Here is a 26,606-nt window from a genome sequence, read left to right as displayed (position 1 = left end):
CCTCCGCAACACCAGTCGAGATTGCATGCGGGCCGGCCTCCGGACTCTCGACTCTCATCCGTTCACCTTCCCATGCCGGAGCACAGTGGTTCTTGAGCGGACGCCGATCCGTGATCGGGGGCGATTACCGTTGCGGGGGCAGTGCCGGGATTGTTCTCCCTATCGATTGGGAACGCACCGGCTTTCCGTTTCATGCCTGATGATCAGGCACACCTGCATGAATAACGCGGCGAATGGTATGCCGATGACCGGCCAAACACAAGCAACGTCATGGCACGACGCCGCCATGGGCTGGAGCAGTGGCGCCGATCACGGCATACTCATTGCCCTTCCAGCATCTGCCCTCACGTGCCTGCCCCATGCTGCTATCCGATACCGATCTGCCCTTTGCCGAGACCATGGTCGCGTCGTTACGCGATTATCCCGAATGGCACCGTGGGCGGAGCCGCTATGGAATCTGGATGATTCCCATCGACTGCCCCAGGGTACTGGCCCATATCGACGAGTTGACGGTACAGTTGGCGGACCTGTTGCATCCGACTCGCCGCCAGCCGCATATCACCCTGTTCGTTTGTGGCTTCGAGCAGGAGCGCCAGATCCATGATGATGACTTTACCTCTGCTCAACTTCAGCAACAGCAGGTCGACCTCGGTCAGCTGAATTTACCGCCCTGCACCTTGCAGGTAGGCCGGCCAGACAGTTTTGCCAGTGCTGCCTTCCTCTCGGTGGGCGATCCGCAGGGGCATCTGCAGTGCTGGCGTGAGGCCTTGGGCATAAGCTGTACCGAGGTCCGCCAGGCGGCCTATGTACCGCATATCACCCTGGGGCTGTATCGGCGCAGCATCAGTGCCCAACTGCTGCGCCAGCGCCTGGTCCAGCTGTCGGTGCCGGATGATCTGTGCCTGCCAGTTGAACAGCTGCAATACGCCACCTACAGTAGTAATGACATGTTCGGTCCGCTTGAGTGTCGGCAGCAGGTGCCCACGGACGGTGGAAGGTCGAGCAGGAATGCTGTACCCGTGCTCCGGCCGGCCGGTTTGGATAGCACAGACAAGCAACGCTGATCGGGTCGATAGCTTTTCTTGCTTTGCGTTGTCTATCGATTAGCTCGACCATGGCGCGTTGTCATGACGGGATCAACATATAAAAGGAGCAGCAGATGAAAACCGTGGCACAGATTATCCAGACCAAGCAGATCCAGATGGTACATACCATCGATGCGGAAAGTACTGTGTTGAAGGCGCTGCAGGTGATGGCCGAAAACAATATCGGTGCGCTGCCGGTGACCGAGAATGGCAAGGTGGTCGGTGTCATCAGCGAGCGCGACTACGCACGCAAGTGTGTACTGCGGGGACGGGCCTCGGTGGGCACCATGGTGCGTGAGATCATGAGCAGCCCGGTGATTACCGTGACGCCGCAGCAGAGCGTGCCGGAATGTCTGTCACTGATCACTGCCCGCCATCTGCGTCACCTGCCGGTGATCGAGAATGATCAACTGGTGGGCCTGGTGTCGATCGGTGACCTGGTCAAGGAAACCATTGCCGAGCAGGAAGAGTTGATCCAGCAGTTGGAGCAGTATATTCGCGGCGAAGTGTAGGTTGCCGAGCGGGCTGCTGCAGAGCCGAGTCAGGAACCAGAGCAGTTATACTCAGGACTCTCAGGTTTTCGGACTCAAGGTAGACAGCATGTCCATGAAAAAGAATGTAGTGATTCTGAATCGTCTTGCGCAGGATCTGGTCGAGCGTCTGGCCAACAACTTCAACGTCACGCAATTGCAGCCGGGTGCCGATCTGGCGCAGACCCTGACGGGTCCGGTGCATGGGGTGATCGGTGCTGGGCGTCAGCTGGGGCCGGCGGAACTGGCTGGCGCCAGTGAGCTGGAAGTGATTTCCACTATCTCGGTAGGCTACGACAACTATGACCTCGATTATCTGAACGAGCGCGGGGTGCTGCTGACCAATACCCCTGATGTGCTGACCGAAACCACCGCTGACCTGGCCTTCACCCTGATGCTGACAGCGGCGCGGCGGATCGTCGAGCTGGACAACTGGCTGCGCGCCGGCAACTGGCGCGCCGGGCTGGGCTCGGATTACTTCGGCTGCGATGTGCACGGCAAGACCCTGGGGATTCTCGGGCTGGGCAATATCGGCGCGGCCATCGCCCGGCGCGGGCGGTTCGGCTTCGGTATGCAGGTGCTGTACACCGCCAATAGTCGCAAACCGGACCTGGAGCAGGAACTGGGCGCCCAGTACCGGGAGCTTGATGCGCTGCTGGCCGAGTCCGATTTCCTCTGCGTGGTGGTACCGCTCAGTGAGCGGACCCGCAAGCTGATCGGCCAGCGGGAACTGGGACTGATGAAGTCCAGTGCGATTCTGGTGAATATTGCCCGTGGCCAGATCATCGACGAAGCCGCGTTGGTGGAGGCGCTGCAGCAGGGCCAGATCCGCGCCGCAGGCCTGGATGTATTCGAGCGCGAGCCGTTATCCGAGTCGCCGTTGTTTGCCCTGAACAATGTGGTTGCCGTGCCGCATATCGGTTCAGCCACCCATGAAACGCGTCGGGCCATGGCCGAACTGGCGGTGTGCAATCTGGAACTGGCGCTGCAGGGTGATACGCCTTTGCATATGGTCAATCCGCAGGTGCGCGAGCGCTGATGCGTCCGAGCGGCCCGCGCCGCTCAGGACTGCCCCCTGACAATGGCGCCGAACCAGATGCACACGGCCGCCACCAGGCCCAGTGCCAGCCACGAGAGAAGGTCATACCAGCCTTCGCCGAGTAGAGCGACGATCAGCCCGGCTGCGCTGAGGAGTCCGAACAGAACTGGCCACAGCCAGATCTGCATGGGTGAGTTTCTGGTGTTTTTCATGGGGTCTGCTGTGCCGCTGATGGGGAGGTGTTTGGTGCGGCGGTCTTCTTCCGGCGCCGTTTCGCCAGCCACAGGTACAGGCCGCTGGACAGCAGGATGATGGTGATCACATCCAGTACCGCCCAGATGATCTGCAGGGTCTTGCCGCCGTAATCACCGAAGTGCAGTGGGCGGGACAGTTGCAGCGCGGTGAAGTACCAGGGCAGCGGGCGACTGTCGGTTACCTCTGAGGTGGTGGCATCAACCAGTACCGGTTGCGAAAGGTGCGCGGTGAGGGCCTCGTTGCCGCGCATGAATACACCGTAGTGATGCGGGCTGGAGAAGCTGGTACCGGGGAAGGCGACGAACTGGATGTCCATCTCCGGTAGATACTGCCGGGCCGATTGCACGGCGGCTTCCAGCGAGCCCAATTGCTGCGGCGGTGGCTGGTCCTGGTAGGGCGCCAGCATGGTGCTGAGCTGATCGTTCTGCCAGGCTTTGACGATCAGGTCGGCCCAGGCATTGAGCACACCGGTGCCGCCGACCACGAAGAACCACACCAGCGTCACTATGCCCAACAGGTTGTGCAGATCCAGCCATTTGAGCCGGGTGGTGCGCTGGCGGCGCACCTCGCCAAAGCCCAGCTTCTGCATGAAGGGGGCATACAGCACGGCGCCGGATACCAGCGAGATCAGCAGCAACACTCCCATCAAACCCAGGAACAGCATGCCTGGCAGCCCGGCGAACAGGTCGATGTGCAGCGAATTGACGATGTACATGAAGCCGCTCTCCAGTTGCGGCTCGCCGAGGATCTCGCCGGTCCGGGCATCGATTGCCACCTGATGCAGTCCGCTGGTGGAGGTGGGCGTGTCGGACATGGTCAGATACCAGACCCGGTCGTCGTCGGGTTCGCGGGAAATGAACATGCCGTCCTGGCCGGGATGCCGGGCTTCACCGATCTGCATGACCTTGTCCAGGCTGATATGCGGTGTGTCCGCCGGCATTTCGGGGGCTTCGATTTCGGTGCCCAGCAGGTGGCCGATCTCGTGGTGAAATATCAGCGGCAGGCCGGTCAGGCACAGCAACAGCATGAACAGGGTACAGACCAGGCTGGTCCAGGTGTGCAACCAGGACCAGACTTTCAGCGATCCAGCAGACATCATTCCAACTCTCTTCAGAAGTCCAGGGTGGTGGACAGGATGAAGGTGCGTGGCGCACCGATCATCAGCGAACCGTCACCGGGATAGCCGCCTGCGGTCGCCCAGTATTCCTTGTTGGCCAGGTTCTCGACTCTGGCACGCAGCGTCAGTTGCTGGTCGCCATCGAGCAGCAGGTTATAGCGCACGCCGGCATCGAAGCGGGTCCAGGACGGCAGTTTCTGCTGGTTCTCGGCATCGGCATATTGGCTGCCGGTGTGAATGGCACGGGCGTCCAGCGACAGGCCGCTGACGGCTGGCACCATCCAGTCGAAGCCAAGGTTGGCCTGCAGTTCCGGCGCACCGATGGCATCATTGCCTTCCACATCGCTGTCCAGCAGGCTGAGGCCGCCAAGGATCGACAGGCCGGGCGTGGCCTGGCCGAAGACCGAGAGTTCCAGTCCGCGATTGCGCTGGTGACCGATGACACCGAAGATGCCATCTTCCACCCCGGCCATCTGTTTGCGGCTCTGATACAGGCCAAGGCTGGCACCGAGACGTCCGCCGTCATACTTCACTCCGACTTCATTCTGCCGGGTCTTGTATGGCGCCAGTATCTCGCCGGGATTCTGCACATTCTCGGCCGGCGCCACATCACCCTTGACCAGCCCCTCGATATGATTGGCGTAGACTGATACCTCGGGTGTCAGGCGGTAGAGAACACCGGCCACCGGGGTGATCTCGCTTTCCGAGTAGGCCGCGTTGCGCGCACCGCTGTTGTAGTCGTAGCCATAACTGCGGATCTTCTGGTAACGCGCGCCAAGGGTGATCTGCAGCCGCTCGTCCATGAACGACAGCACATCGGCCAGCGCCAGGCTGGAGGTTCGGGTTTCGTCGGTCACCAGCGGATGATCGAAGTTGCCGCCGACCAATGTGGCAGGGGGCGAGGGGACGTCGATCGGCTGATAGATATTCCCGGGGAAGGGGTCGGAGAATTCGTAGGCATTGCGCGAATCCATGCGGTAGACCGAGCCGGACAGCGTCACATTATGGCCGATGCTGCCGGTATCGAAACGGCTGCGCAGGCCCGCTTCGCCGGTCCTGATCCGATCTTCACGCACGTTACTGAAGCGAGTGGCGGTGCTGTCGCCGTTTGCATTGTTCACCGTTGGGCTGCTGAACGAGCCGGACTCATCGCCGCTGCGCATACCCGCGGCCAGCCAGCCGGTCAGGTGGTCGGTGAAATCATATTCGGTGCGCAGGGTGCCGAAGGTGTCGCGCGCATTGGAGAAGTTCCAGGGCTGGGCGATGCTCTTGCTGGCATCCGGGACCGAGGGAATATCCAGCCCCGGTGCGAGGCGAATACTGGGCTGGATATCATCGAGCTGATGGTCCTGGTGACCCAGGTCGGCGGAGATGCGCAGGCGCTCGCCACGGTAATCCAGGCCCAGGGCGAACAGGCTCAGTTCGGTGGATTCGCCATCGATGGCGGTACCACCATCACGGCGGGCGATATTGAGCCGTACACCAATACGGTCATCGGCCAGGCGCCGGGCAAAGTCACCGGCCATATAGGTCTGATCACCCGAGCGGACCCCGGCGCTGATCTGGTTCAGCGGTTGATTAGGCGCGCGTTTGGGTACGATGTTGATGGCGCCACCCAGCCCGCTGCCACCTGGTGCGGCACCATTGAGAAAGGCATTGGCGCCGCGCAGTACCTCCACCCGTTCGATCAGCTCTGCGCCGAGGTACTGCCTGGGCAACAGCCCGTACAGCCCGTTATAGGACATGTCATCGGAAAAGATCGGCAGGCCGCGCACCATGTATACCTGCTGGAAATTGCCAAAGCCCCGGGCGCTGCGGACTGCCGGGTCGTTCTCGACGATATCGGCGACACTGGCGGCCTGCTGATCCTGGATCAGCATCTGGGTGTAGCTGGTGAGCTGGAAGGGCGTCTCCATATTGTCCTGGTTACCCAGCAGGCCGACGCGACCACCGCTGGCAACCTGGCCTCCGGCATACGCCGGCGGCAGGCCACCGGCAGAGGCATCAGCGCTGGCGCGGACTTCCATCGAGGGTAGGGCCAGCGCATCGTCCGGGTTGTCAGTGTCCTGGGCAATCGCCAGATGCGGATGGAGGACGACGGAAAGCGACAAGGCGGTGAAGGTCAGCCGGGGTAGATGCATGGAGGTGCGCTCTGATCTTGTCATCACCCCACCGGTGCGGGAGCACGGGGCGCCGATATCGGTGGTGGCGTTGAGTGGTTGATTGCTTGAGGGTAAATGTAAATCCTTATCATTATAATTTCATGGTGTAATAAATTGCTACATTTGCTTCATGCCGCTGGTCTGAGGCGTAAGGTTCTGCAAACTTTTGACCGGTGCGGTCGTCCCACATAAGGGAAGCATGACGAATGGGGAGTGAATATGTCTTTTCTGAAACTGCGCAATGCGGGTGTGGTGAGTATAGTGAAACGGACCGCTCGGGGTTTCAGCGAGCACGACATGTCCACTTACGCAGCGGCCCTGGCCTACCGCGCGTTGTTCTCGATCTTTCCTTTCATCCTGTTTCTCATGGCGGTGCTGGGCTTTCTGCACCTGCCTGATTTCTTCGACTGGCTGCGTGAGCAAGCGGCGCTGGTACTGCCGCCGATTGCGCTGGATCAGGTCAATCCGGTGATCGACCAGTTGCAGCGCAGCCAGGGTGGACTGTTGTCATTCGGGATATTGCTGGCACTGTGGACGGCATCGATCGGGGTGCGCTCGCTGATGAATGCGATGAACAAGGCCTATGCCGTACAGGAGGGCCGTCCCGGTTGGAAGCTGTTCATCCTGTCGATTCTCTACACCATTGGCATCGCCGTGATGCTGCTGCTGGCGGCTGGCTTCATGACCCTGGGGCCGCAGGTGATGACCTGGCTGGCGGCGCAGATCGGTCTGGAGCAGGTGCTTGTGGTCATCTGGGCCTGGTTGCGCTGGCCTGTGGCGATCCTGCTGCTGATGCTGGCGGTCGCCCTGATCTATTACGCCACCCCGGATGTGGAGCAGGAGTTCCGTTTCATCACCCCCGGCTCGGTAGTGGCGGTGATCGTCTGGCTTGTTGCCTCGATCGGTTTTGGTATTTACGTGCAGAACTTTGCCAACTACAACGCGACCTACGGCAGCATCGGGGCCATTATCGTATTGCTGTTGTACTTCTATATCAGTGCCGCCGTTCTGCTGTTGGGCGGCGAGTTGAACGCCGCCATCGAACACGCCTCGACCGAAGGCAAGGAGCCCGGCGAAAAGGTGGTGGATCAGTAGCCTGTTTCAACGACAGTTGCCGGCCTTGCGATAGCCATTGGCCTGGGCTTCGGTTTCGTTGTCGAACCAGACGATGTTCTTTTGCGCCACCTGGGAATAGCCGGGGCAGCCTGCCGGCAGATGGTAGAGCTTGCTGTTGCGATTGCCGATGATCCGTGCCGCTGGGGCCTGGACCGTGCTGTTGCCACGGGAGGCGCTGGAGACCGGTCGGGTTGCCGCCAGGCCTTCTCCGCTGTTGCGGTGATTCAGCGTCCACTGCCGTTCGCCACTGACGAAGGGGTTGCCATGCCCCATCAAGCGGCTGATGCGCCGGTCACGCTCGCGCTCCCACTCGCTGGGTGGCTGCTGCTTGTCCCAGGCCATCAGCAGGCGCTGTTGCTGGCTGGACATGTTGAGATCGTAGCGGTCATGCATGTAGAACCAGACCCGGGCGATCTGTCCCTTCACCTGATCCCGCGGTTCCACCACGCGCTCGGCAAACTCCACCTTGAAATCGCACTGGCCATGCCGGTATGGCGTACCCGGCAGCATACCGAAGCGAAAATTGCTGCGGTCGGCATTGGTTTCGCCGATGGCCGGGGTGAGGTTGTGCAGGTCGGCTTCCATGATGTTGAACGCCGGATCGCTGCTCTTGCAGTTGCTGCGTCCGCCCTGTTGCCAGCACTGGCGCTGCTGACCGAACAGTGACGCTGGCACTATGTGCTCCCATTCGATGCGCGCGGCACGGTTGGGCTGGGCGCGGACCTGGTAGCCACAACTGGCATGATCCACCACGCCGCCGGAGCGCCCGGCCCATTCCCAGGTGCAGCCACAATAGAAGGTGCCATGGTCATTGCGGTCATGGTAGACCTGCTGACGGGCCTGAACCTTGGCTGCTTCGAAGGTGGCCGGTGCCGCGGCGAGAGAGGGCGGAAGACAAAACAGGCAAGCAAGAACAACGAGTACGGTACTGCGACAGGATCTGAACATTGAACGACTTATAGCAATGGAGAACCGGGAAATCCGATACTGCGGGCCAAGTATTGTAAGCGACTGAATCAGTTAGGGAAAACCGTATCCGTTGCGGTTTAGCCTGGCCCAGCCCCGCTCGTCATTGCGAGCCCGCAGGGCGTGGCAATCCAGGGTATATCGGCGACTCCGTGCCTGTGGATTGCTTCACCGCTTTGCGGTTCGCAATGACGAAATAGGAGAGTTCCCGATGACGGGGGAAGTATTCATATTGTGAATGCCTGTTATCGGCGGGTTTCGTTTCTATTCACCAGCGCTTTTCCGTAATGTATTGCTCCATTGCATTTCCGACATGAATACAACTGGGAGAGGGCTGCTATGGCTTCGTTCGAGGACATCAGAAAGGTAGGTGTGATTGGTGCCGGCACCATGGGGCGCGGCATCGTCATGAACTTCGTCAACGCCGGTTATCCGGTGGTCTGGCTGGACGTGAACGCTGAAATGCTGGACAAGGGGCTGGTCGAGATCGCCAATGTCTACAAGCGCTCGGTAGCCCAGCAGCGCTTCGACGAGGCCGAAGCCCAGGCGCGGGTAGAGCGGATCACCACTACTCAGCAATACGCCGATCTGGCGGACATGGATCTGGTGGTCGAAGCCGTCTACGAGAACATGGACCTGAAGAAATCCATCTTTACCGAGCTGGACAAGGCGGTCAAACCCTCGGCCATCCTCGCGACCAATACCTCCTATCTGGATATCGACGAGATCGCCTCGGCCACCCAGCGTCCTGCCCAGGTACTGGGTCTGCATTTCTTCAGCCCGGCGCATATCATGAAACTGCTGGAAGTGGTGCGCGGCAAGGCCACCACCCAGGATGTGCTGGATGCCTGTCTGGCGGTAGGCAAGAAGATCGGCAAGGAAGCGGTACTGGCCGGCAACTGCCATGGCTTCATTGGCAACCGCATGCTGTCGATGTATTCGCGTCAGTCCCGCGAAGTGGTACTGGAAGGCGCCACGCCGTGGCAGGTGGACCAGGCGCTGCAGGGCTTCGGCATGGCCATGGGTCCCTACCGCATGTATGACGTGGTCGGTGTGGACCTGGGCTGGCGCTCCCGGCAACTGGCCGGCCTTGGCCGTGGTGAGCCGATCGTATGGCTGGACAACCGGCTGTGCGAAATGGAGCGCTTCGGTCAGAAGAGCGGCCATGGCTTCTACCGTTACGAGCCGGGCAGCCGGCAGGCCATCCACGACCCGGAAACCGACATGATGGCCCGCGAAGTGGCTGAAGAAGCGGGCTATACCCAGCGTGACGTGGCCGACGAGGAAATCGTGCAGCGCTGCATCCTGGCGCTGGTCAACGAGGGTGCGCGGATTCTCGATGAAGGCTTTGCCGAGAGCGCCGAGGATATCGACCGTGTCTACCGTTTCGGCTACGGCTTCCCAGCCGAGCGCGGCGGGCCGATGGCCTATGCCGACAGCCTGGGTCTGGACGTGGTGCTGCAGCAGATCCGCGAGCTGGAAGCCCGTCAGGGTGAGTTCTGGAAGCCTGCGGCCGGCCTGGTCAAGCGCGCCGAGGCGGGTGAGAAGTTCATTGGCTGAATGTGCTGATATGACAATGAAAAAGGCGCCGATCGTGGCGCCTTTTTTGTTGATTGTGGCCGCTGCATGGGGTGTGGCGCCCCTGCGCTACGCCTGCAATATCTGCAGCATCCGCGCCGGCCCGTCGTCGCGCAGGGGCGCGACAACCCGAACCGGGGAGCACCCCCGCGCTACGCCGTCAGCCCAACCGCAGGGCTGCTCAGTTACTCCTGACTGGATTGCCGATCACCGGCTTGCCGTCCAGGGTCGCTTCCTTGAGGACGATCTGGTAGTGCTGGCCGTCGGTTTCCACCTGGCTCAGGCGCACCAGCAGGTAGTGCCAGTCCTTGGCGAACCACAGAGTGGTTTCACGCTTGGCGCCGGGCTCACGTACGCGCTCCACTTCCACCGCATCGAACTGGCCGTTACGGGTAGTGACGCGCTGCTCGCCGATGACGCGGAACTGATACTGTTCGACTTCATCACCATCCACCACGCGGTAGCTCATTTCCTTTTTACCGGCGATGAGGTCACGCTGCAGTGCCAGCTGATAGGTGGTCTTGTCCAGCAGGCCGGGCTCGGTCGGCAGGCTGAAGGCTTCTTTCTTGTGTTCGCCGCGGACCTCGCCGGCCTCCCAGTCGAAGGTCTGGGTGGTCACCCGGCCGCGCCCCAGGCCCTTGCGTTCGTAGCGGTAGCTGAGCGGGAGCAGTTGGTCATTGTCCAGTTCGAGCATGCTTTCTTCAGTCAGCCTGGCGACGAACATGCTGGCATGGAATGACAGCTTCCAGGTGCCGTCGGCGTTGGCCTGCAGGCTGTGCACAGCTTCGCCGTTGACCGGGATATTCTTCATGTCGGCGGCGTAGCTGGCGGTGAAGGGCACCAGCTCCTGTGCCATGGCCAGGCTGCTGGCCAGACCCAGGGCGGCCGCGACCAGCCAGCGGGTGGGGCGACGGAACAAGCGCGAACTGCTGTCAGTCATTGCGGTGACCTCGCATGTCTGTTTCGAATTGATCCAGCCTGAGGCCACAGGGTGCGATAGCGTTGCCATCCAGGCAGGCGTGACCATCCATCAGTCGCAGGCGGCCACTGATGTACAGCATAGCAGCCAGCGGGTAGAGCCTGTGTTCGGTCGCGCGTACGCGCTCGGCCAGGCTCTCGGGGGTGTCATCGGCCAGGATCGGCACGTGCGATTGCATGATCGCCGGGCCGCCATCCAGCTCTTCGGTGACGAAGTGCACGGTGGCCCCGTGCTCCTGGTCCCCGGCTTCCAGTGCCCGGCGATGGGTATGCAGGCCGGTGTACTTGGGCAGCAGCGAGGGATGGATATTCAGCAGCCGCCCGTGATAACGGGCGACGAAGCCGGCGGTGAGAATGCGCATGAAGCCGGCCAGAATCACCAGCTCGGGGGTATGCGCATCGATCAGCGCGGCCAGCGCCAGATCGTAGCTGGCCCGGTCAGGGAAATCGCGGTGATCGAGAACCTGGGTCGGTATGCCGGCCTGGGCAGCGCGCTCCAGCCCGTAGGCATCGGCGCGGTTGGAAATCACCGCGACGATATCGGCCTGCTGCGGATGCAGGGTGTCGATGAATGCCTGCAGGTTGCTGCCTGACCCGGAAATCAGGATAACGGTGCGGCAACTCACGTATCAGCGGCCGTTACGCAATACGACAGCCTCACTGCTGGCATCGGCCACCTCGATGCTGCCGATGACCCACGGCTGCTCACCGGCCTGTTGCAGCACCTGCATGGCCTGCTCGGCTTGCTCGGCTGCCACGCAGATGACCATGCCGACGCCACAGTTGAGCACGCGGTGCATTTCGGTTTCATCCACATTGCCCTGTTGTTGCAGCCAATCGAACACCGCCGGGCGCTGCCAGCTGCTCAGGTCGATGCTGGCGCTGGCGTTGTCGGGCAGCACCCGCGGAATGTTCTCCAGCAGGCCGCCACCGGTGATGTGGGCCATGGCCTTGACCGCGCCGGTCTGCTTGATCAACTGCAGCAGCGCCTTGACGTAGATGCGGGTCGGTGCCATCAGCAGGTCGGTCAGCGGTTGGCCGTCCAGTTGTACATTCTGGATGTCGGCCCCGGCCACCTCGATGATCTTGCGGATCAACGAATAGCCGTTGGAATGCGGGCCGGAGGAGGGCAGGGCCAGCAGTACATCGCCAGGCTGCACCTTGCTGCCATCGATGATGTCGGCCTTTTCCACCACGCCGACGCAGAAACCGGCCAGATCATAGTCATCGCCTTCGTACATGCCGGGCATCTCGGCAGTCTCACCACCGACCAGGGCGCAGCCGGCCAGCTCGCAGCCGGCGCCGATGCCGGTGACCACCTGGGCCGCCACGTCGACATTCAGTTTGCCGGTGGCGTAATAATCGAGGAAGAACAGCGGCTCGGCGCCACATACCACCAGATCGTTGACGCACATGGCCACCAGGTCGATGCCGATCTGGTCATGCTTGTTCAGGTCCATCGCCAGGCGCAGCTTGGTGCCCACGCCATCGGTGCCGGACACCAGCACCGGCTGCTTGTAGCCCGCCGGGATTTCGCACAGCGCGCCGAAGCCGCCCAGGCCACCCATGACTTCCGGGCGGGCGGTGCGTTTGGCGACATGCTTGATGCGGTCGACAAGCGCATTTCCTGCGTCGATATCGACACCGGCGTCCTTGTAACTGATGGAAGGCTTGGAGGGCGTTTGGCTGCTCATGCGTGGGTCTCGAGTGATCAAAGGGAGAGGCGATAGGCCTTGCGGGAGGCTGTCGCGATATAGCGCGCTAGTGTAGCAAATTCATGCCCGGCGCGACCATGCCCGGGTGACTTTGGCCGACTGCGGTTGCCGCCGCAGCAGTGCTTGTTTAATGTATGCGTTTTATGATCGCTGTTTATGGCCGCTTTGGGGCACGCAGCAGACACCAGACGGGATTACCATGCGTTTCAAGCCCAGGCGTTTCAAGCAAAGAGTCCGCGCGCTCCTGTTGTGTACTGCCGTTCTGGCGACACTCCCTGTTCCGGCTGCGGTGCTGGATAACCTCTATCGGGTACAGGTGACCCAGGAAGAGGGGCAGAGCCGGGAGGACCTCATGCGCGAGGCCACCACCGTGATGCTGCAACGCCTGGCCGGCAATGATGTCGACCTGCAGCGTTCGGCCATTGCCAACGCATTGAAGACGCCGCAGGAATTGATGCGGCGGATAGGCTCGGCCGAGGGCGGCCAGCTGCGCATCGAGTTCGAACCCGATGCGGTGGGCAAGGTGCTCAGCGAGGCTGGCCAGCCGGCACTGGGTCGTAACCGGCCGGGGATAGTGCTGTGGGCAGTGGAAACCGGTGAGCTGGGTGAGCGGACGTTGAGTCCGGCAGCACCCTGGGCGCAGCGCCTGCAGCAGGCGGCGGAACACCGCGCGGTAGCCCTGAGTTTTCCGCTGGGCGACCTGCAGGACATGGCGCTGGTCAGCGAAGAACAGATTCGCCAGGCCAGCCAGGAGGCGTTGCTCGAAGCCAGCGAACGCTACCCGGCGGAAGGAACCCTGGCACTGACCATCGCCGGAGAGGATGAGCAGACGACGCTGAACTGGACCCTGTGGCTCAATGACCAGCATGAGTCCGGGCGCATCACCGGGACCGCCGAGCAGGCCGCTGATGAGCTGATGCGGCGCCTGGCCAAGGCGGTATTCGAGCAATATGCGATCCCCGCCGGTGTGGCTGGTGAGTTGTCCGGCTGGCAACTGCAGGTCGAAGGGATCGATAGCGTGGCAGCCTATTCCGGCCTGCTGCGCATGCTGCGGCAACTGGGCACCCAGCAGCAGCCGAGGCTGCTGGCGATCGATGGTGACACCATGCTGCTGCAGGTCAGCTTTCCTGGCAGCGAAGCGCAGCTGGAGCGCATGCTGAATCTGGACATGCGCCTGCAGCGCATTCCCGAGCCGCAACCGGAGCCTGAGCCGATTCCCGAGCCCGAGCCGGCTTTCGAAGCGCAGGCCCCGGTCCCGCTGTCCGAAGGTGAGCTTTCCGATCCGGCAGAACAGTGGACCGTCGAAGAGCCCCTGACGGACACTACCGAAGACATGGATGTGCTGCCAGTAGAGCAGGTGCAGCCAGTCGAGCCAGCGGCCCCGGCATTACCGACACTCTACTTCCGCTGGCGCGGGTAAGGACGGTCGATGCGCGGCAGTGCAGACGACAAGGCGGAGGGCAACTGATGTCCTCAGGCCAGCCCACACAACTCCCCCTGGGTATCAAACTCAGGGATGAGGCCACCTTCGACAATTATTTCACCGGCTCCAACACCACGGTGCTGGCCGCATTGCACGGGCTCGCCGATCCGTCGCAGGTGCCGGCGGAACGCTGCATCTATCTGTGGGGCGCCCCTGGCAGCGGGCGTTCGCATCTGCTGCAGGCGGCCTGCCACCGCATGGCCGAGGCGGGTGCTGTGGCCATGTATCTGCCGCTGCGCGAGGTGTTGGATCATGGTCCTTTGCTGCTGGACGGCATGGAAGAGCTCGATCTGGTGTGTCTTGATGACCTGGAGGTGCTGGGTGGCCAGGCGGACTGGGAGGAGGCCCTGTTCCATCTGTACAACCGCATCCAGCAACGCCAGGGGCGGCTGCTGATGTCAGCCAGTGCCGCGCCGCGGGGGCTCGAACTGCAGTTGCCGGATCTGATATCGCGCCTGGGTTGGGGGCTGGTGTTCCAGCTGCAGGCGCTGGACGATGAGGGCAAGCAGCAGATGCTCAAGATGCGCGCGGAGCGGCGTGGCCTGCAGCTGCCTGATGAGGTCGCACGCTACATCCTGAGTCGCGGCGCGCGGGGCATGAGCGAACTGTTTGCCGCCCTCGAACAGCTGGACCAGGCATCCCTGCAGGCCCAGCATCGACTGACCATTCCCTTCGTCAAGCGGGTGATGGGCTGGTAGCTGCCGGGCCTGTTTTTGTGCGGCGCTGCTTTGCTCCACACAAAAACAGGCTCCGGCGGGGGTTATGAACGCACTCGCTGCGCCTGGAAACTCCAGCGCACATAGCCCAGCGCGGCAATGAAATACAGCACGCTGGTGCCTACCAGTATCCCGCCGTAGGCCTCTTTTCCCGGTACGAAGCAGCTCTGCACCCCATAGATGAAATACAGGTTGATGGCGAAGCACAGCCAGGCATGGGCGCGCACGTTGCCGATGGCGATGCCCGGCAGGAAGATCAGCAGCGGCACCAGCAATACCCCGAGAATGACCACCGGATTGGCACCATGCAGGTCGGCGAAGAAGGCGTTGTAGATGAACAGGCACAGCAGCAGTCCGGCATAGGCCAGGGCCGCGAGCAGCCGGCTCAGGCGTATGCGCGGCAGCAGGTAGTGCAGCGGCGGCAGCGGCTTGTCAGCTCTGGACATGAGCGGCTCCGGCCAGCAGCTGTCGGGTGACCGTGGCCACGCGCTTGCCCAGGGCTCGGCACAGTACGGTCTCGTGGTTATCCAGCGGACGCGCGCCATCGCTGCCGGCCAGGTGGCTGGCGCCGTAGGGCGTGCCGCCGCCCCGGGTCTCGGTCAGCGCACTTTCGCTGTAGGGCAGGCCGACCAGCAGCATGCCATGGTGCAGCAGCGGTAGTTGCATGGACAGCAGGGTGCTTTCCTGTCCGCCATGCAGGCTGGCGGTGGTGGTGAATACCGCTGCCGGCTTGCCGGACAGGCTGCCCGACAGCCACAGGCTGCTGGTGCCGTCGATGAAGTATTTCAGCGGTGCGGCCATGTTGCCGAAGCGGGTGGGGCTGCCGAGCACCAGCGCAGAGCAATGCTTGAGATCATCCTCGGTGCAGTAGACGGCGCCGCTGGCGGGCACTTCCGGTGCGCTGGCCCGGGTCTCCGTAGATACCTTCGGTACCGTACGCAGTCGGGCTTCCAGGCCAGCCTGCTCGATCCCTTCGGCAATCAGCCTGGCCATCTTGGCGGTGGCGCCGTTATGGCTGTAATACAGCACTAGAACGTAGGGATCACTCATGCGTACAACTCCAGTATCTTTTCCGGTGGCCGGGCGACGATGGCCTTGCCGTCACGGATGACGATGGGGCGCTCGATCAGGCGTGGGTAATCGACCATGGCCTGGACCAGTTCGGCTTCGCTGAGGTCGGGGTTGTCCAGCTTCAGCTCCTTGTAGGTATCCTCGCCCTTGCGAATCAGATCACGGGCGCCGAGCCCGAGCTGCTGCAGCAGGGCGCTGAGGGTGGCGCTATCCGGGGGAGTATCGATGTAATGGATGACTTCCAACTCATCACCCTGTTGTTCGAGCAGGGCCAGGGCCTGGCGCGACTTGGAGCAGCGGGGGTTGTGATAGATGCGTACCCGGGACATGGCAAATCTCCGATCAGATCCGGTGGGGTCCGCCAAGCCGGTGGCTTATGCGGGGCATGCCGGCTATTCTAAGCCCTAAAGCACTGGCTGTCAGGGAGCCTTAATGCCGCGTCAAATTCAACAGCTGGTATATTTCTGCCGTTATCTGTTCCATCGTTTCCTCGATGACAACTGCCCGAAGAATGCTGCTGCCCTGACCTACACCACGCTGTTCGCCGTGGTCCCGGTGATGACCGTCACCTATGCGATGCTGGCTGCGATACCGGCATTCAACCAGGTCGGCGGGCAGATCGAGGCGTTCATCTTCGACAACTTCGTACCTTCGACCGGTGCGGCGCTGCGTGAGTACCTCAGTGAGTTTTCCCAGCAGGCCCGGCAGCTGACCGGTATTGGTGTAGCGGTGTTGATGGTGACCGCCTTCATGATGCTGCTGAATATCGAACAATCCTTCAATGCCATCTGGCGCATTCGCCAGCCCCGCCGGGGGCTGTCCAGCTTCCTGCTGTATTGGGCAGTGTTGAGTCTGGGACCGTTGTTGCTGGGTGCGGGGTTCGTGGTCAGTACCTATCTGGCTTCCCTGTCGTTCCTCTCCGGTGATGCGGTGCTGGCCTCGGCCTGGAAGCAGCTGCTGGGCTGGGTGCCGCTGCTGCTGAGCATTGCCGCCTTTACCCTGATTTTCGTGGCGGTACCCAACACCCGGGTGCGGTTCAAGCATGGACTTGCCGGCGGGCTGCTGGTGGCCCTGTTGTTCGAAGGGGCCAAGGCGTGCTTTGCGCTGTATGTGGCGCTGTTCCCCAGTTTTCAGCTGATCTACGGCGCCTTTGCCACCTTTCCCCTGTTCCTGCTGTGGATCTATGTCAGCTGGATGATCATCCTGTTTGGCGCCGAGCTGGTCTGCAATCTGGGCAACAGTACCGCCTGGCAGCGTGCGGCCTATCCCTGGCTGGTCAGCCTGCTGGCGTTGCTGCGCATTTTTCTGCAGGCACAGAAGAGCGGTGATGTGGTGGATCTGGCACGGGTCAATGCCGCGGGCTGGGCCATGCCCGAGGATCTCTGGCTGCAACTGACCGATTGGCTGGAAAGCCGCCGATTCATCGCCCGTGCACAGCAGGGGGGCTATGTGCTGAGTCGGGATCTGGATCTGCTGGAGCTGTCGGGCCTGCTGGAGGAGCTTCCGGAGGCGCTGCCCGCCGCAGCCTCGCTGCCCCTGTCGCTGGAGAGTGGTGACAGCTGGTATCCGCCGATTCGCGAAGCGCTGGTCGAGTTGGAGAGTTGCCGCCGACAGATCATGGTCGGCAGCGTGAAAAGCTGGTTGAGTGGCGATGGCAAGGTCGTGGCCGAGACTGAGGAGGCATCATGAAGACATGGCTTTGCAGCGGTATGCTGGCTGTCGGTCTGGTTCTGGGGGGCTGTAGTGAGCAGCAATGGCTGGATCACGAGGGTAATTCGCTGAGCCAGACAGACCTGGAAGATCGCTGGGTGGTAGTGAACTACTGGGCCGAGTGGTGCGCACCCTGCCTGCACGAGTTGCCGGAGTTCAACCGCCTGGCGGAGCATCCCGGGGTCACGGTGCTGGGTGTCAACTACGATGGTGTCAGCGGTGATGCCTTGCTCGAGCTGGCGCAGAAGATGGATATCCAGTTCGCGGTGATGGGGCAGGATTTTGTGGACAGCATGGGGTTGGAACGTCCGCAGGTACTGCCGACCACCTATGTATTCGACCCGCAGGGCAAGCTGCAGCACAGCCTGCCGGGGCCGCAGACGGAGCAGAGTCTGCTGGTGCTGTTGGACTGATCGGCCGTTATTCCTTCACATACCAATAGCGATACCAGTAGTCCTGCACCTTGTCCGGATAGCGGTGGCTGCCGAGGCTGCCGTTGTAGCGTGCCAGCGCCCGGCGCAGATCACCCTTTTCAATATCGAGGTAGTACTTGAGGATGGTGCAGCCATAGCGCAGGTTGGTTGCCAGATCGATGAGGTTGTCTTCTGGTCGGCCGAGTTCTGCCTTCCAGAATGGCATCACCTGCATGATGCCCTGGGCACCGACGCGGGACAGCGCGTAACGGTCGAACAGGCTCTCCACGTGGATCACCGCCAGCACCAGGTCGGGTTTCAAGCCGGCGTTGCGAGATTCCCGGTGGACCAGGCGCAGAAAACGCAGGCGTTCCTGCTCATCGGGAATATAGCGCCGCAGCCGGGTGGACATGTCCAGCAGCCAGACCTGGGCATCGAAGGCATCGGCAAAACTATCGGCCTGTGACACGGCCTGCATCAACAGGGCCCGCAGCTCGGGGTCGACGGGCTGGTTCTGGTTGATTGCCAGCACCGGGGGCGCAAGGCCCAGGGCGAGGCAGAACACGATCCATGTGTTGCGCGGCATGTCAGGGTCGTTCGCTGTGTTCCAGGGTGTGGGTGAATTCGGCCTGTAGCTCGGGGTCGCCTACTGTCAGCAGGATCAGCATGTTCTCCAGCTGGGTGGACTCTTCGTTCAGGCCCAGTTCGTTCAGGCGCCTGACCCGGTAGACCCATTGCTCGACATCGCTTTCCTCGAGGCTGTCATGCACCAGCGCAACCGCCTCCTGTAGCACTGCGCGCAGCTCCCGGCTGACCAGCAGGTTCTGTTCGGCGACGACCGACGGGCTGGCCCGGACTACCAACTGGACCACGCGCAGGCTCTCGAAATCCAGTTCGATGAACTGCTCGTCCAGCAGGTTGAGGCGCAGCACGCCGTCATGGTCGGTCAGCAGGGAAAAGCGCTTGCCTTCGGCGATCAGGGTGACCGGCTGGGCATCCCATGGCAGAGCCTGATAGCTCTCATGAGTGTTGACCGGCCGGTCCTCGGCGTCGAATTCGGTGACCTGGTGCAGCTGTTGCTCGGTTACCCGGACGTTGCGCTGGGGCGAGGTCAGCACCAGTTGCTCTCCGGCATCGATGCGCAGGTTGTGACTGACCAGTGTGCGTTCGACCCGCACCGCCACCGCTCCGGGAGGTTGCTGCGGCTGGCTGCTGCAGGCAGTCAGTGTTATGCCGGCACACAGCCAGAGCAGCCAGGGCAGTAGTGGCTGCCGCATACTGCCGTTCCTCATTGGCGACCTGTGCGTTGGAGCAGGAAATCGAGCATGTCGGCCACAGGCACGCTGCTGGCTTCCTGGTCGCGGCGGTATTTGTATTCCAGCTGACCTTCGGCCAAGCCGCGATCGCTGATGACGACCCGATGGGGGATGCCGATCAGATCCATGTCGGCGAACTTGACGCCGGGGCTGACCTTCTTGTCGCGGTCATCCAGCAGTACTTCGACGCCGGCCTGTTGCAGCTCCTGGTACAGCCGCTCGGTGGCTTCGCGTACTGCCTCGGAGCTTTCCATCTTCATCGGCACCAGCGCCACCTGGAAGGGTGCGAGGGCGTCCGGCCAGAGGATGCCGCGCTGATCATGATTCTGTTCGATGGCGGCGGCGACCACGCGGGAAACACCGATGCCATAGCAACCCATCAGCAGGGTGGAGGTCTTGCCCTGCTCGTTGAGTACTGTGCACTGCATGGCTTCACTGTACTTGCGACCGAGCTGGAAGATATGTCCGACCTCGATGCCGCGCTTGATCACCAGGGTGCCGTTACCGTCCGGGCTGATGTCGCCTTCCACCACATTGCGCAGGTCGGCCACTTCATCGAAGCGTGCGTCACGCTCCCAGTTCACGCCGACAAAGTGCTTGCCATCCTGGTTCGCGCCACAGACGAAGTCCGCCAGGTGGGCAGCGCTGTGGTCGGCGATTACCCTGATGTTCATGCCTACCGGGCCGATGGAGCCGGGCTTGCAACCCAGGGCCTGCTGGATCTGTGCTTCGCTGGCGAAGGTCAGCGGCGCCTGGATGGCCGGATGATTCTCGGCCTTGATTTCGTTCAGCTCATGATCGCCACGCAGCACCAGCGCCACCAGTGGCTGGGGCTTGTCTTCCTCGGCAGCGCCCAGCACGATCAGCGACTTGACGGTACGCTCTGCAGGCAAGCCGAGGAGCTCGCACACCGCCTCGATGGTACGCTGATCCGGAGTGTCCACCAGAGCCTTGTCCTGGGTCGGCGCGGGACGTTCGCCCTGGGGCGGCTGGGCGGTGGCCTTCTCGATATTGGCGGCGTAGCTGCCCGAATTGGAAAAGACGATGGCATCTTCCCCGGATTCGGCGAGCACATGGAATTCATGGGAGCCTTCGCCACCAATGGAGCCGTTGTCCGCCACTACCGGACGATACTCCAGGCCCAGCCGGCTGAAGATATTGCAATAGGCCTGGTACATGGTGTCATAGGTCTGCTGCATCGATGGCTGGTCCAGGTGGAAGGAGTAGGCATCCTTCATCAGGAACTCGCGGGAGCGCATCAGGCCGAAACGCGGCCGGATCTCGTCACGGAACTTGGTCTGGATCTGATACAGGTTCAGCGGCAGTTGCTTGTAGCTGGTGATTTCGTTGCGCGCCAGTTCGGTAACCACTTCCTCATGGGTCGGGCCGACGCAGAACTCGCGGTCATGGCGGTCTTTCAGGCGCAGCAGTTCGGGGCCGTATTCTTCCCAGCGCCCGGACTCCTGCCACAGTTCTGCCGGCTGGATCGCCGGCATCAATACCTCAAGTGCGCCGGCCTTGTTCATCTCGTCCCGGACAACGCTCTCTGCCTTGCGCAACACGCGCAGCCCCATCGGCAACCAGGTATACAGGCCGGAGGCGATCCGGCGGATCATACCGGCGCGCAGCATCAACTGGTGGCTGACCACGGCAGCGTCGGCGGGAGTTTCCTTGAGGGTGGAAATAAGATACTGGCTGGTACGCATGGGTGGAGAACGTCCTGGAATAGAAGGTCGGAGAATGGGCCTTATTGTACGTTTGTCCCCAGGCCGCGTATAGCCTGGCACAAAGCCGCCGCTGAAACAGAAAAAACCCGGCCGGAGCCGGGTTTCTCAGGTTGCTACTGCGAAGTTGCTTAGAGCAGGGTCCAGGTGTAGGACGCGTACAGACGGTTCTCGTCGATATCACCGCCGTCAAGTGCGGAATCCTGACGTACGGTCGCATTGCGCCAGGTCAGGTCGACACCTTGCAGGAAGCCCTGTTGAACGGTGTAACGGATATCGGTGCTGCGCTCCCAGCGAGTGTCGCTGACGCCCGGAACGGTATCGATGTTGCTGCCCTTGACGTAGCGGGTCATGAACGTCAGGCCGGGAATGCCTACGCCCTCGAAGTTGTAGTCATAGCGCGCCTGCCAGGAGCGCTCATCCTTGGCGTTGAAGTCGATGACCTGCACCGAGTTGGCCAGATAGATGCCGTAGTCGTCATACGCGAAGCCGGCATCGCCGCCCATGCGCTGATAGGCCACGGTGAAATCGTGGAAGCCGGCACCCAGAGTCAGGGCCAGGGAGGAGGCCTTGTTGTCGAACTCATTGCCAGCCGGGCTGTCATCAGAGGTCTGGTAGTGCGACAGGTCGGTGGTCAGGTCCAGGCCATTGCCGAAGTCCCATACATGGGTCAGGCCGGCGTAATGGCGCTTCCACAGGTCATTTGACTTGGAGGTGTACAGCGAGGCGCTGAGGTTGTCAGCGAAATCATAGGTACCGCCCAGGTAGGTTACCTTGTCATGGTCGATATTGAGGCCATCGTGGCGATAGGGGCCGTCATACTGGGAAGAGCCATCCATGTCCCCGCGGTCGGTCATGCGACCGGCTTCGAGCATCAGGCCATCGAACGACGTATTGGTGATGCTGTAGCCGAAGTAGTGACTTGGCAACAGGCGCGAGTCCTCATAGTTGAGGATCGGGTTTTCCAGCATGTGGAAGCCATAGCGCAGTACGGTGTCGCCAGCGATGTTGGCTTTCACCGCGCCGCGGATTTCGGAATATTCATCCGGAACACGGCCGTCATTGTCTTGTGCCAGCAAGCCGGTACCCGCACGACCGCGGCCACTGTCCAGCTTGATGCCAGCCAGTGCCATTACATCGGCACCCAGGCCGATATTGCCCTGGGTGAAACCGGAGCGGAAGTCGAGAACAAAGCCGGTGGCGGTTTCTTCGGCCTTGCTGTTCTGGGTGGGGATATTGTTCCTGAAGTCGCGGTTGAAGTAGCCAGTGCGGTTGCTCAGCGTGGCGGAAGCACCTTCAACGAACCCTTCACCCTGGGCGACAGCTTGAGTGGCGATAAGACCATTCCCCATGGCCACAGCCAGGGCAACAGAACTCCATTTGGCAACATTTTTCATATCGTGTGCTCCTTTCCAGTAAACAAGAGAATGTGCTTCGATCTGTCACTAAGCAGATTCTTTTCAATTTTCATATCGCATTTAGTAAAGCAGTAAAGCCGCAAATGCGAAAGCTGCAAGTTGAAAATGCAGCCTTATCCGCATGCATCTCGCAGCATCTTCGGGCGCCTGATGTATTATTATTCCCTGCAAGCTTAGCGCATTCATCCGCTGTTTCCTTGATATGCATCATGATGTTGCTTTTCTTTATAACCAAACAAGGCTCTTTTAAGGATCCGCATATGTTCAATCTTCACCCCCAGCTAGTCAATGATGGCATTTGGATAGGAGACTTCGAGTTAAGTACTCTTCTGTTGATGAATGACCATCAGTTCCCATGGTTCATTCTGGTGCCACGCCGGGAGGATGTCACCGAAATATTCCAATTGGATCAAACAGATAGGGTTCAATTGCTGAACGAATCCTGCTGGTTGGCCGAGGCCCTGAAAGATGGTTTCGCTGCACACAAGATCAATGTCGCGGCGCTGGGCAATATGGTCAGTCAGCTGCATGTTCATCATATTGTCCGCTATCGGCACGATCCTGCATGGCCTGCGCCAGTATGGGGCAAGTTGCCAGCGCAGGCCTATACCGAAGAACAACTGAACGAATGTGTCGCCCGTCTGCAAGCGGTGCTGACGTCCAACTTTCGCTATGCGGAGCGGTTCAACTGATGAATGAACTGATAGCCAGGCTGGACGAATTGGAGACCCGGTTGGCATTCCAGGATGACACCATACAGGCATTGAACGATGTTGTGAGTCGTCAGGAGCTGGAGTTGGAGAGGTTGCAGCGGGCGCTGGAATTGTTGGCGCGCCGGCAGGCCGATCTGGCGGCATCCATGCCGGGGGATGCGGAGGACGATCAGCCTCCGCCCCATTATTGATCTATTGGGTCATGCTCAGTCGAAGGGTTCGACGTCTTCGGCCTGCAGGCCCTTCTCACGGCGGGCGACGATGAACTCGACGCGTTGACCTTCTTCCAGTACACGATGACCTTCGCCACGGATGGCGCGGAAGTGTACGAACACATCCTCACCCTGATCCCGGGAGATGAAGCCGAAGCCTTTACTGGTGTTGAACCATTTGACCGTGCCCGTTTCGCGTGGGCTGGCCTTGAGGCGGCTGCCGCCGGTCGAGCGGGACAGCATGCCGGTCAGGGTCAGCACGGCAAACAGGCAAACGCCGGCCACGCTGATGCCTACGGCCAAGGTCAGCAGTGGACCGGCCATCGGGCTGACCAGCAACACTGCCAGGGGCGTCAGGGCGCCTACCAACAGCAGCAGCGAGGCAAGCATGGACAAGGCGCTGCGTATGCCGGAGCGGCTGCTGAGGTTATTGCTGAACTGCTGAATATTGACCAGCCCCAACAACAGGGCGGTGATGGCCGACAGATCAATGGGACCGTTCTGGGTGAAAAAGGGAGTGCTGAAATACAGGCCGCACAGCAGGGCTGCCAGGCCAACAATTAAATGAAGGTAACGGATATTGTTCAAAACGATTCATCCTGTTGCAACTGTGTCTTTGACGTGGTTCCGGCGGTACTTGTGTCATAGCCGGGTGCGCACTCTAACCTGAAATCGTTGCAGCGACAAAGAGGATGGGATAAAGGGGTGGGGCGGAGGATTATCCGCCCCGGAAGAGATTACTTTTCCAGCAGACTGCGCAGCATCCAGGCGGTCTTTTCATGGGCCTGCATGCGCTGGGTCAGCAGGTCGGCGCTGGGCTCGTCGCTGGCCTTCTCGCAGGCCGGGAAGGCCTCACGGGCGGTGCGGGCGCAGGCTTCCTGACCTTCGACCAGCAGGCGGATCATGTCGGTGGCATCAGGCACGCCTTCTTCTTCCTTGATCGAGCTCAGCTCGGCGAAGGCCTTGTAGGTGCCCGGGGCGGGAAAGCCCAGGGTGCGGATGCGCTCGGCGATATCGTCTACAGCCAGTGCCAACTCGTTGTACTGGGTCTCGAACATGGTATGCAGGGTCTGGAACATCGGGCCCTTGACGTTCCAGTGGAAGTTATGGGTTTTCAGATACAGGGTATAGGTGTCTGCCAGCAACAGGGACAGCCCATTGGCGATTTGTTCCCGATCCTTCTGGCTGATACCGATATCTATTTTCATATGGACTCCGATGGTTGAACGGGGAATGCGTGGGACCAGTATATGCCCTGGCCGGCCATGCTCAAGCCCTGTTTGCCAATCGTCGGTATTGTTACAGGCTATGACCGGTCGCATTGCGCCGGCAGTGCTCGCCTGTAGTGGGTCACTTCGGGTATATTATGGCGCTTTTATCTATCCGCGCTGACGGATGAGCCAAGGCGATTGGCCAAGACGCAGCCGCTCTGTCGACAACAGGATTCCACACTCATGATGCGTACCCACTATTGCGGCCAGTTGAACGAAACACTGGCGGACCAGGAAGTTACCCTCTGCGGCTGGGTTCATCGCCGCCGTGACCATGGTGGGGTGATCTTCCTCGATATCCGCGACCGTGAAGGTCTGGCCCAGGTGGTGTTCGATCCGGATCGCGAAGAGACTTTCGCCCTGGCCGACCGTGTGCGCAGCGAGTACGTCGTGAAGGTGCGTGGCAAGGTGCGTCCGCGTCCGGCTGGGGCGGTCAACCCGAATATGGCTTCGGGTGCCATTGAAGTGCTCGGCTACGAACTGGACGTGCTGAACCAGGCCGAGACGCCGCCGTTCCCGCTGGACGAGTATTCCGACGTCGGCGAGGAGACTCGCCTGCGTTATCGCTTCATCGACCTGCGTCGCCCGGAGATGGCTGCCAAGCTGAAGCTGCGTTCGCGCATCACCAGCAGTATCCGCCGTTATCTGGACGACAATGGGTTCCTCGACGTGGAAACGCCGATCCTGACCCGTGCCACGCCAGAAGGTGCCCGCGACTATCTGGTACCCAGCCGCACCCATCCCGGCAGCTTCTTTGCCTTGCCGCAATCACCCCAGCTGTTCAAGCAGTTGCTGATGGTCTCCGGCTTCGATCGCTATTACCAGATCGCCAAGTGTTTCCGTGACGAGGACCTGCGTGCCGACCGCCAGCCGGAATTCACCCAGATCGATATCGAAACCAGTTTCCTTGATGAGCAGGACATCATGGGGCTGACCGAAGGCATGATTCGTGGTCTGTTCAAGGAAGTGCTGGATGTGGACCTGGGTAACTTCCCGCACATGACCTTCGAGGAAGCCATGCGCCGCTACGGTTCGGACAAGCCGGATCTGCGCAACCCGCTGGAGCTGGTGGATGTGGCCGATCAACTGACTGAAGTCGACTTCAAGGTGTTCAGTGGCCCGGCCAGCGACCCGAAGGGCCGCGTTGCCGCGCTGCGCGTACCGGGCGGTGCGTCCCTGGCACGCAAGCAGATCGATGACTACACCAAGTATGTCGGCATCTACGGTGCCAAGGGTCTGGCCTATATCAAGATCAACGAGCGCGCCAAGGGTGTCGAGGGGCTGCAGTCGCCAATCGTCAAATTCATTCCCGAAGACAATCTGAACATCATTCTCGACCGCGTTGGTGCAGTGGATGGTGACATCGTGTTCTTCGGTGCCGACAAGGCGAAGGTTGTTTCCGAGGCGCTGGGCGCCCTGCGTATCAAGCTGGGTCATGACCTGAACCTGCTGACCTGCGAGTGGGCCCCACTGTGGGTGGTCGACTTCCCGATGTTCGAGGAAAACGACGACGGTAGCCTCAGTGCGCTGCACCATCCGTTCACCGCGCCCAAGTGCACTCCGCAGGAGCTGCAGGCCAATCCCGGCACGGCTCTGTCCCGCGCCTATGACATGGTGCTCAACGGTACCGAGCTGGGTGGCGGCTCGATCCGTATCCATCGCAAGGAAATGCAGCAGACCGTATTCGATATCCTCGGCATCAGTGCCGAAGAGCAGCAGGAGAAGTTCGGCTTCCTGCTGGATGCGCTGAAATACGGTGCGCCGCCACATGGTGGCCTGGCTTTCGGTCTGGATCGACTGGTCATGTTGATGACCGGTGCGCAGTCGATTCGTGAGGTCATCGCCTTCCCGAAAACCCAGAGTGCGGCCTGCGTCATGACCCAGGCGCCTGGTGCGGTGGATGCCAAGGCATTGCGTGAACTGAACATTCGCCTGCGCGAGCAGCCGAAGGTCGAGTAAGGCGCTGCCGGCAGGCCCATGGATTGCCGCGGGCCTGCGGCCCTCGCAATGACGAGGGG

Annotated in this window: 28 protein-coding genes and 1 riboswitch; of the genes, 12 read left to right on the top strand and 16 right to left on the bottom strand. The window is 61.2% G+C overall.

Annotated features, from left to right (window positions below; translation table 11 throughout):
* Positions 1 to 12: 12 nt before the first annotated feature.
* A riboswitch (cobalamin riboswitch) is annotated at positions 13 to 232 on the bottom strand.
* 127 nt (positions 233 to 359) lie between these two features.
* The 3 genes from CQ007_RS03490 (at position 360) to CQ007_RS03480 (ending at position 2,654) form a co-directional block, all read left to right on the top strand.
* The gene (locus CQ007_RS03490) at positions 360 to 1,064 is read left to right on the top strand and encodes a 2'-5' RNA ligase family protein (RefSeq protein ID WP_105643527.1); all 705 of its coding nucleotides are present in this window, start codon (positions 360 to 362) and stop codon (positions 1,062 to 1,064) included.
* A 95-nt stretch (positions 1,065 to 1,159) separates the two neighbouring features.
* Positions 1,160 to 1,597 carry a CBS domain-containing protein gene (locus CQ007_RS03485; RefSeq protein ID WP_105643526.1) on the top strand — a complete coding sequence of 146 codons (438 nt, stop codon included), beginning with the start codon at positions 1,160 to 1,162 and terminating at the stop codon, positions 1,595 to 1,597.
* A gap of 94 nt (positions 1,598 to 1,691) precedes the next feature.
* Positions 1,692 to 2,654: a D-glycerate dehydrogenase gene (locus CQ007_RS03480; protein ID WP_105643812.1), complete on the top strand. Its 963-nt coding sequence runs from the start codon at positions 1,692 to 1,694 to the stop codon at positions 2,652 to 2,654.
* Positions 2,655 to 2,677: 23 nt separating this feature from the next.
* On the opposite strand, the gene CQ007_RS03475 is transcribed toward CQ007_RS03480, so the two are convergent.
* The 3 genes from CQ007_RS03475 to CQ007_RS03465 are packed head-to-tail and all read right to left on the bottom strand — an operon-like array spanning position 2,678 to position 6,191.
* Entirely contained in the window at positions 2,678 to 2,866 is a 189-nt protein-coding gene (locus CQ007_RS03475) for a hypothetical protein (RefSeq protein WP_105643525.1), read from the bottom strand.
* On the bottom strand, positions 2,863 to 4,008 hold the full coding sequence (locus tag CQ007_RS03470; protein WP_371919788.1) for a PepSY-associated TM helix domain-containing protein: 1,146 nt from the start codon (positions 4,006 to 4,008) through the stop codon (positions 2,863 to 2,865). Before CQ007_RS03470 ends, CQ007_RS03475 begins: the two co-directional genes overlap by 4 nt.
* An 11-nt stretch (positions 4,009 to 4,019) precedes the next feature.
* On the bottom strand, positions 4,020 to 6,191 hold the full coding sequence (locus CQ007_RS03465; RefSeq protein ID WP_256582190.1) for a TonB-dependent siderophore receptor: 2,172 nt from the start codon (positions 6,189 to 6,191) through the stop codon (positions 4,020 to 4,022).
* 216 nt (positions 6,192 to 6,407) lie between these two features.
* Between CQ007_RS03465 and CQ007_RS03460 the strand changes: the two genes are divergently transcribed.
* A complete protein-coding gene (locus CQ007_RS03460; RefSeq protein ID WP_105643523.1) occupies positions 6,408 to 7,283 on the top strand; it encodes a YihY/virulence factor BrkB family protein in 876 nt (291 codons plus the stop codon).
* A 6-nt stretch (positions 7,284 to 7,289) separates the two neighbouring features.
* Here CQ007_RS03460 and CQ007_RS03455 read toward each other — a convergent pair whose 3' ends face one another.
* Positions 7,290 to 8,252, bottom strand: a complete 963-nt coding sequence (locus tag CQ007_RS03455; RefSeq protein WP_105643522.1) for an endonuclease — start codon at positions 8,250 to 8,252, stop codon at positions 7,290 to 7,292.
* Positions 8,253 to 8,609: 357 nt separating this feature from the next.
* Between CQ007_RS03455 and CQ007_RS03450 the strand changes: the two genes are divergently transcribed.
* Positions 8,610 to 9,830: a 3-hydroxyacyl-CoA dehydrogenase gene (locus CQ007_RS03450; RefSeq protein WP_105643521.1), complete on the top strand. Its 1,221-nt coding sequence runs from the start codon at positions 8,610 to 8,612 to the stop codon at positions 9,828 to 9,830.
* A 199-nt stretch (positions 9,831 to 10,029) separates the two neighbouring features.
* Here the strand turns inward: CQ007_RS03450 and CQ007_RS03445 are convergent, their stop codons facing one another.
* The 3 genes from CQ007_RS03445 to purM are packed head-to-tail and all read right to left on the bottom strand — an operon-like array spanning position 10,030 to position 12,520.
* Entirely contained in the window at positions 10,030 to 10,788 is a 759-nt protein-coding gene (locus CQ007_RS03445; protein ID WP_177424267.1) for a DUF3108 domain-containing protein, read from the bottom strand.
* Positions 10,781 to 11,452: a phosphoribosylglycinamide formyltransferase gene (purN, locus tag CQ007_RS03440; RefSeq protein ID WP_105643520.1), complete on the bottom strand. Its 672-nt coding sequence runs from the start codon at positions 11,450 to 11,452 to the stop codon at positions 10,781 to 10,783. The genes CQ007_RS03445 and purN overlap by 8 nt, the downstream gene beginning before the upstream one ends.
* Positions 11,453 to 11,455: 3 nt before the next feature.
* The gene (gene purM, locus CQ007_RS03435) at positions 11,456 to 12,520 is read right to left on the bottom strand and encodes a phosphoribosylformylglycinamidine cyclo-ligase (RefSeq protein ID WP_105643519.1); all 1,065 of its coding nucleotides are present in this window, start codon (positions 12,518 to 12,520) and stop codon (positions 11,456 to 11,458) included.
* Positions 12,521 to 12,788: 268 nt separating this feature from the next.
* On the opposite strand from purM, the gene CQ007_RS03430 reads away from it, so the two are divergent.
* Together CQ007_RS03430 and hda are read left to right on the top strand one after the other, a co-directional pair.
* Complete coding sequence (locus tag CQ007_RS03430) at positions 12,789 to 13,961, top strand: DUF2066 domain-containing protein (protein WP_158256715.1); 1,173 nt, start codon at positions 12,789 to 12,791, stop codon at positions 13,959 to 13,961.
* 47 nt (positions 13,962 to 14,008) lie between these two features.
* Entirely contained in the window at positions 14,009 to 14,722 is a 714-nt protein-coding gene (gene hda, locus CQ007_RS03425; protein ID WP_105643517.1) for a DnaA regulatory inactivator Hda, read from the top strand.
* Positions 14,723 to 14,784: 62 nt separating this feature from the next.
* On the opposite strand, the gene CQ007_RS03420 is transcribed toward hda, so the two are convergent.
* Genes CQ007_RS03420 through arsC form a run of 3 tightly spaced genes read right to left on the bottom strand, consistent with a single transcriptional unit; the run spans position 14,785 to position 16,140 of the window.
* On the bottom strand, positions 14,785 to 15,186 hold the full coding sequence (locus CQ007_RS03420) for a DUF2069 domain-containing protein (protein WP_158256714.1): 402 nt from the start codon (positions 15,184 to 15,186) through the stop codon (positions 14,785 to 14,787).
* Positions 15,173 to 15,790 carry an NAD(P)H:quinone oxidoreductase gene (wrbA, locus tag CQ007_RS03415; protein ID WP_105643516.1) on the bottom strand — a complete coding sequence of 206 codons (618 nt, stop codon included), beginning with the start codon at positions 15,788 to 15,790 and terminating at the stop codon, positions 15,173 to 15,175. Before wrbA ends, CQ007_RS03420 begins: the two co-directional genes overlap by 14 nt.
* A complete protein-coding gene (gene arsC, locus CQ007_RS03410; protein WP_105643515.1) occupies positions 15,787 to 16,140 on the bottom strand; it encodes an arsenate reductase (glutaredoxin) in 354 nt (117 codons plus the stop codon). The genes wrbA and arsC overlap by 4 nt, the downstream gene beginning before the upstream one ends.
* A gap of 103 nt (positions 16,141 to 16,243) precedes the next feature.
* Here arsC and CQ007_RS03405 point away from each other — a divergent pair, with 103 nt between their 5' ends.
* Both CQ007_RS03405 and CQ007_RS03400 read left to right on the top strand, forming a co-directional pair.
* Positions 16,244 to 17,500, top strand: a complete 1,257-nt coding sequence (locus CQ007_RS03405; protein ID WP_105643514.1) for a YihY family inner membrane protein — start codon at positions 16,244 to 16,246, stop codon at positions 17,498 to 17,500.
* A complete protein-coding gene (locus tag CQ007_RS03400; protein WP_105643513.1) occupies positions 17,497 to 17,934 on the top strand; it encodes a TlpA disulfide reductase family protein in 438 nt (145 codons plus the stop codon). The genes CQ007_RS03405 and CQ007_RS03400 overlap by 4 nt, the downstream gene beginning before the upstream one ends.
* 7 nt (positions 17,935 to 17,941) lie before the next feature.
* On the opposite strand, the gene CQ007_RS03395 is transcribed toward CQ007_RS03400, so the two are convergent.
* From CQ007_RS03395 to CQ007_RS03380, 4 genes are all read right to left on the bottom strand, one after another.
* The gene (locus CQ007_RS03395) at positions 17,942 to 18,520 is read right to left on the bottom strand and encodes a lytic transglycosylase domain-containing protein (protein ID WP_105643512.1); all 579 of its coding nucleotides are present in this window, start codon (positions 18,518 to 18,520) and stop codon (positions 17,942 to 17,944) included.
* Between the two features lies 1 nt (position 18,521).
* On the bottom strand, positions 18,522 to 19,211 hold the full coding sequence (locus CQ007_RS03390; protein ID WP_105643511.1) for a hypothetical protein: 690 nt from the start codon (positions 19,209 to 19,211) through the stop codon (positions 18,522 to 18,524).
* Between the two features lie 11 nt (positions 19,212 to 19,222).
* Positions 19,223 to 20,956: a proline--tRNA ligase gene (locus CQ007_RS03385; protein WP_105643510.1), complete on the bottom strand. Its 1,734-nt coding sequence runs from the start codon at positions 20,954 to 20,956 to the stop codon at positions 19,223 to 19,225.
* A 149-nt stretch (positions 20,957 to 21,105) separates the two neighbouring features.
* On the bottom strand, positions 21,106 to 22,371 hold the full coding sequence (locus CQ007_RS03380) for an OprD family porin (protein ID WP_105643509.1): 1,266 nt from the start codon (positions 22,369 to 22,371) through the stop codon (positions 21,106 to 21,108).
* Between the two features lie 281 nt (positions 22,372 to 22,652).
* On the opposite strand from CQ007_RS03380, the gene CQ007_RS03375 reads away from it, so the two are divergent.
* Both CQ007_RS03375 and CQ007_RS03370 read left to right on the top strand, forming a co-directional pair.
* Entirely contained in the window at positions 22,653 to 23,084 is a 432-nt protein-coding gene (locus CQ007_RS03375; protein WP_105643508.1) for an HIT domain-containing protein, read from the top strand.
* Positions 23,084 to 23,296: a SlyX family protein gene (locus tag CQ007_RS03370; RefSeq protein ID WP_105643507.1), complete on the top strand. Its 213-nt coding sequence runs from the start codon at positions 23,084 to 23,086 to the stop codon at positions 23,294 to 23,296. The genes CQ007_RS03375 and CQ007_RS03370 overlap by 1 nt, the downstream gene beginning before the upstream one ends.
* A gap of 15 nt (positions 23,297 to 23,311) precedes the next feature.
* On the opposite strand, the gene CQ007_RS19330 is transcribed toward CQ007_RS03370, so the two are convergent.
* Both CQ007_RS19330 and CQ007_RS03360 read right to left on the bottom strand, forming a co-directional pair.
* Positions 23,312 to 23,905 carry a cold-shock protein gene (locus CQ007_RS19330; protein WP_371919787.1) on the bottom strand — a complete coding sequence of 198 codons (594 nt, stop codon included), beginning with the start codon at positions 23,903 to 23,905 and terminating at the stop codon, positions 23,312 to 23,314.
* A gap of 149 nt (positions 23,906 to 24,054) precedes the next feature.
* Positions 24,055 to 24,525 (bottom strand): Dps family protein, encoded by a 471-nt coding sequence (locus CQ007_RS03360; protein ID WP_105643506.1) that lies wholly within the window; start codon positions 24,523 to 24,525, stop codon positions 24,055 to 24,057.
* A gap of 246 nt (positions 24,526 to 24,771) precedes the next feature.
* Between CQ007_RS03360 and aspS the strand changes: the two genes are divergently transcribed.
* The gene (gene aspS / locus CQ007_RS03355) at positions 24,772 to 26,547 is read left to right on the top strand and encodes an aspartate--tRNA ligase (protein WP_105643505.1); all 1,776 of its coding nucleotides are present in this window, start codon (positions 24,772 to 24,774) and stop codon (positions 26,545 to 26,547) included.
* Positions 26,548 to 26,606: the final 59 nt, after the last annotated feature.

This window comes from Pseudomonas sp. MYb185 (assembly GCF_002979975.1).
In the GTDB taxonomy this organism is placed as follows: domain Bacteria; phylum Pseudomonadota; class Gammaproteobacteria; order Pseudomonadales; family Pseudomonadaceae; genus Halopseudomonas.
Note: the sequence above shows the minus strand (reverse complement) of the source record. Positions and strands in the feature narration are given on the sequence as shown.

Bases quoted from the DNA above. Each gene is read 5' to 3' on its own strand.
- CQ007_RS03400 (WP_105643513.1), top strand. From the start codon at position 17,497: ATGAAGACATGGCTTTGCAGCGGTATGCTGGCTGTCGGTCTGGTTCTG.
- CQ007_RS03390 (WP_105643511.1), bottom strand. From the start codon at position 19,211: ATGCGGCAGCCACTACTGCCCTGGCTGCTCTGGCTGTGTGCCGGCATA.
- CQ007_RS03395 (WP_105643512.1), bottom strand. From the start codon at position 18,520: ATGCCGCGCAACACATGGATCGTGTTCTGCCTCGCCCTGGGCCTTGCG.
- CQ007_RS03490 (WP_105643527.1), top strand. From the start codon at position 360: ATGCTGCTATCCGATACCGATCTGCCCTTTGCCGAGACCATGGTCGCG.
- CQ007_RS03455 (WP_105643522.1), bottom strand. From the start codon at position 8,252: ATGTTCAGATCCTGTCGCAGTACCGTACTCGTTGTTCTTGCTTGCCTG.
- aspS (WP_105643505.1), top strand. From the start codon at position 24,772: ATGATGCGTACCCACTATTGCGGCCAGTTGAACGAAACACTGGCGGAC.
- CQ007_RS03465 (WP_256582190.1), bottom strand. From the start codon at position 6,191: ATGACAAGATCAGAGCGCACCTCCATGCATCTACCCCGGCTGACCTTC.
- wrbA (WP_105643516.1), bottom strand. From the start codon at position 15,790: ATGAGTGATCCCTACGTTCTAGTGCTGTATTACAGCCATAACGGCGCC.
- CQ007_RS03445 (WP_177424267.1), bottom strand. From the start codon at position 10,788: ATGACTGACAGCAGTTCGCGCTTGTTCCGTCGCCCCACCCGCTGGCTG.
- CQ007_RS03375 (WP_105643508.1), top strand. From the start codon at position 22,653: ATGTTCAATCTTCACCCCCAGCTAGTCAATGATGGCATTTGGATAGGA.
- CQ007_RS03405 (WP_105643514.1), top strand. From the start codon at position 16,244: ATGCCGCGTCAAATTCAACAGCTGGTATATTTCTGCCGTTATCTGTTC.
- CQ007_RS03450 (WP_105643521.1), top strand. From the start codon at position 8,610: ATGGCTTCGTTCGAGGACATCAGAAAGGTAGGTGTGATTGGTGCCGGC.
- CQ007_RS03485 (WP_105643526.1), top strand. From the start codon at position 1,160: ATGAAAACCGTGGCACAGATTATCCAGACCAAGCAGATCCAGATGGTA.
- CQ007_RS03380 (WP_105643509.1), bottom strand. From the start codon at position 22,371: ATGAAAAATGTTGCCAAATGGAGTTCTGTTGCCCTGGCTGTGGCCATG.
- CQ007_RS03480 (WP_105643812.1), top strand. From the start codon at position 1,692: ATGAAAAAGAATGTAGTGATTCTGAATCGTCTTGCGCAGGATCTGGTC.
- CQ007_RS03460 (WP_105643523.1), top strand. From the start codon at position 6,408: ATGTCTTTTCTGAAACTGCGCAATGCGGGTGTGGTGAGTATAGTGAAA.
- CQ007_RS03360 (WP_105643506.1), bottom strand. From the start codon at position 24,525: ATGAAAATAGATATCGGTATCAGCCAGAAGGATCGGGAACAAATCGCC.
- purM (WP_105643519.1), bottom strand. From the start codon at position 12,520: ATGAGCAGCCAAACGCCCTCCAAGCCTTCCATCAGTTACAAGGACGCC.
- hda (WP_105643517.1), top strand. From the start codon at position 14,009: ATGTCCTCAGGCCAGCCCACACAACTCCCCCTGGGTATCAAACTCAGG.
- CQ007_RS03385 (WP_105643510.1), bottom strand. From the start codon at position 20,956: ATGCGTACCAGCCAGTATCTTATTTCCACCCTCAAGGAAACTCCCGCC.
- CQ007_RS03420 (WP_158256714.1), bottom strand. From the start codon at position 15,186: ATGTCCAGAGCTGACAAGCCGCTGCCGCCGCTGCACTACCTGCTGCCG.
- CQ007_RS03470 (WP_371919788.1), bottom strand. From the start codon at position 4,008: ATGATGTCTGCTGGATCGCTGAAAGTCTGGTCCTGGTTGCACACCTGG.
- CQ007_RS03475 (WP_105643525.1), bottom strand. From the start codon at position 2,866: ATGAAAAACACCAGAAACTCACCCATGCAGATCTGGCTGTGGCCAGTT.
- CQ007_RS03370 (WP_105643507.1), top strand. From the start codon at position 23,084: ATGAATGAACTGATAGCCAGGCTGGACGAATTGGAGACCCGGTTGGCA.
- arsC (WP_105643515.1), bottom strand. From the start codon at position 16,140: ATGTCCCGGGTACGCATCTATCACAACCCCCGCTGCTCCAAGTCGCGC.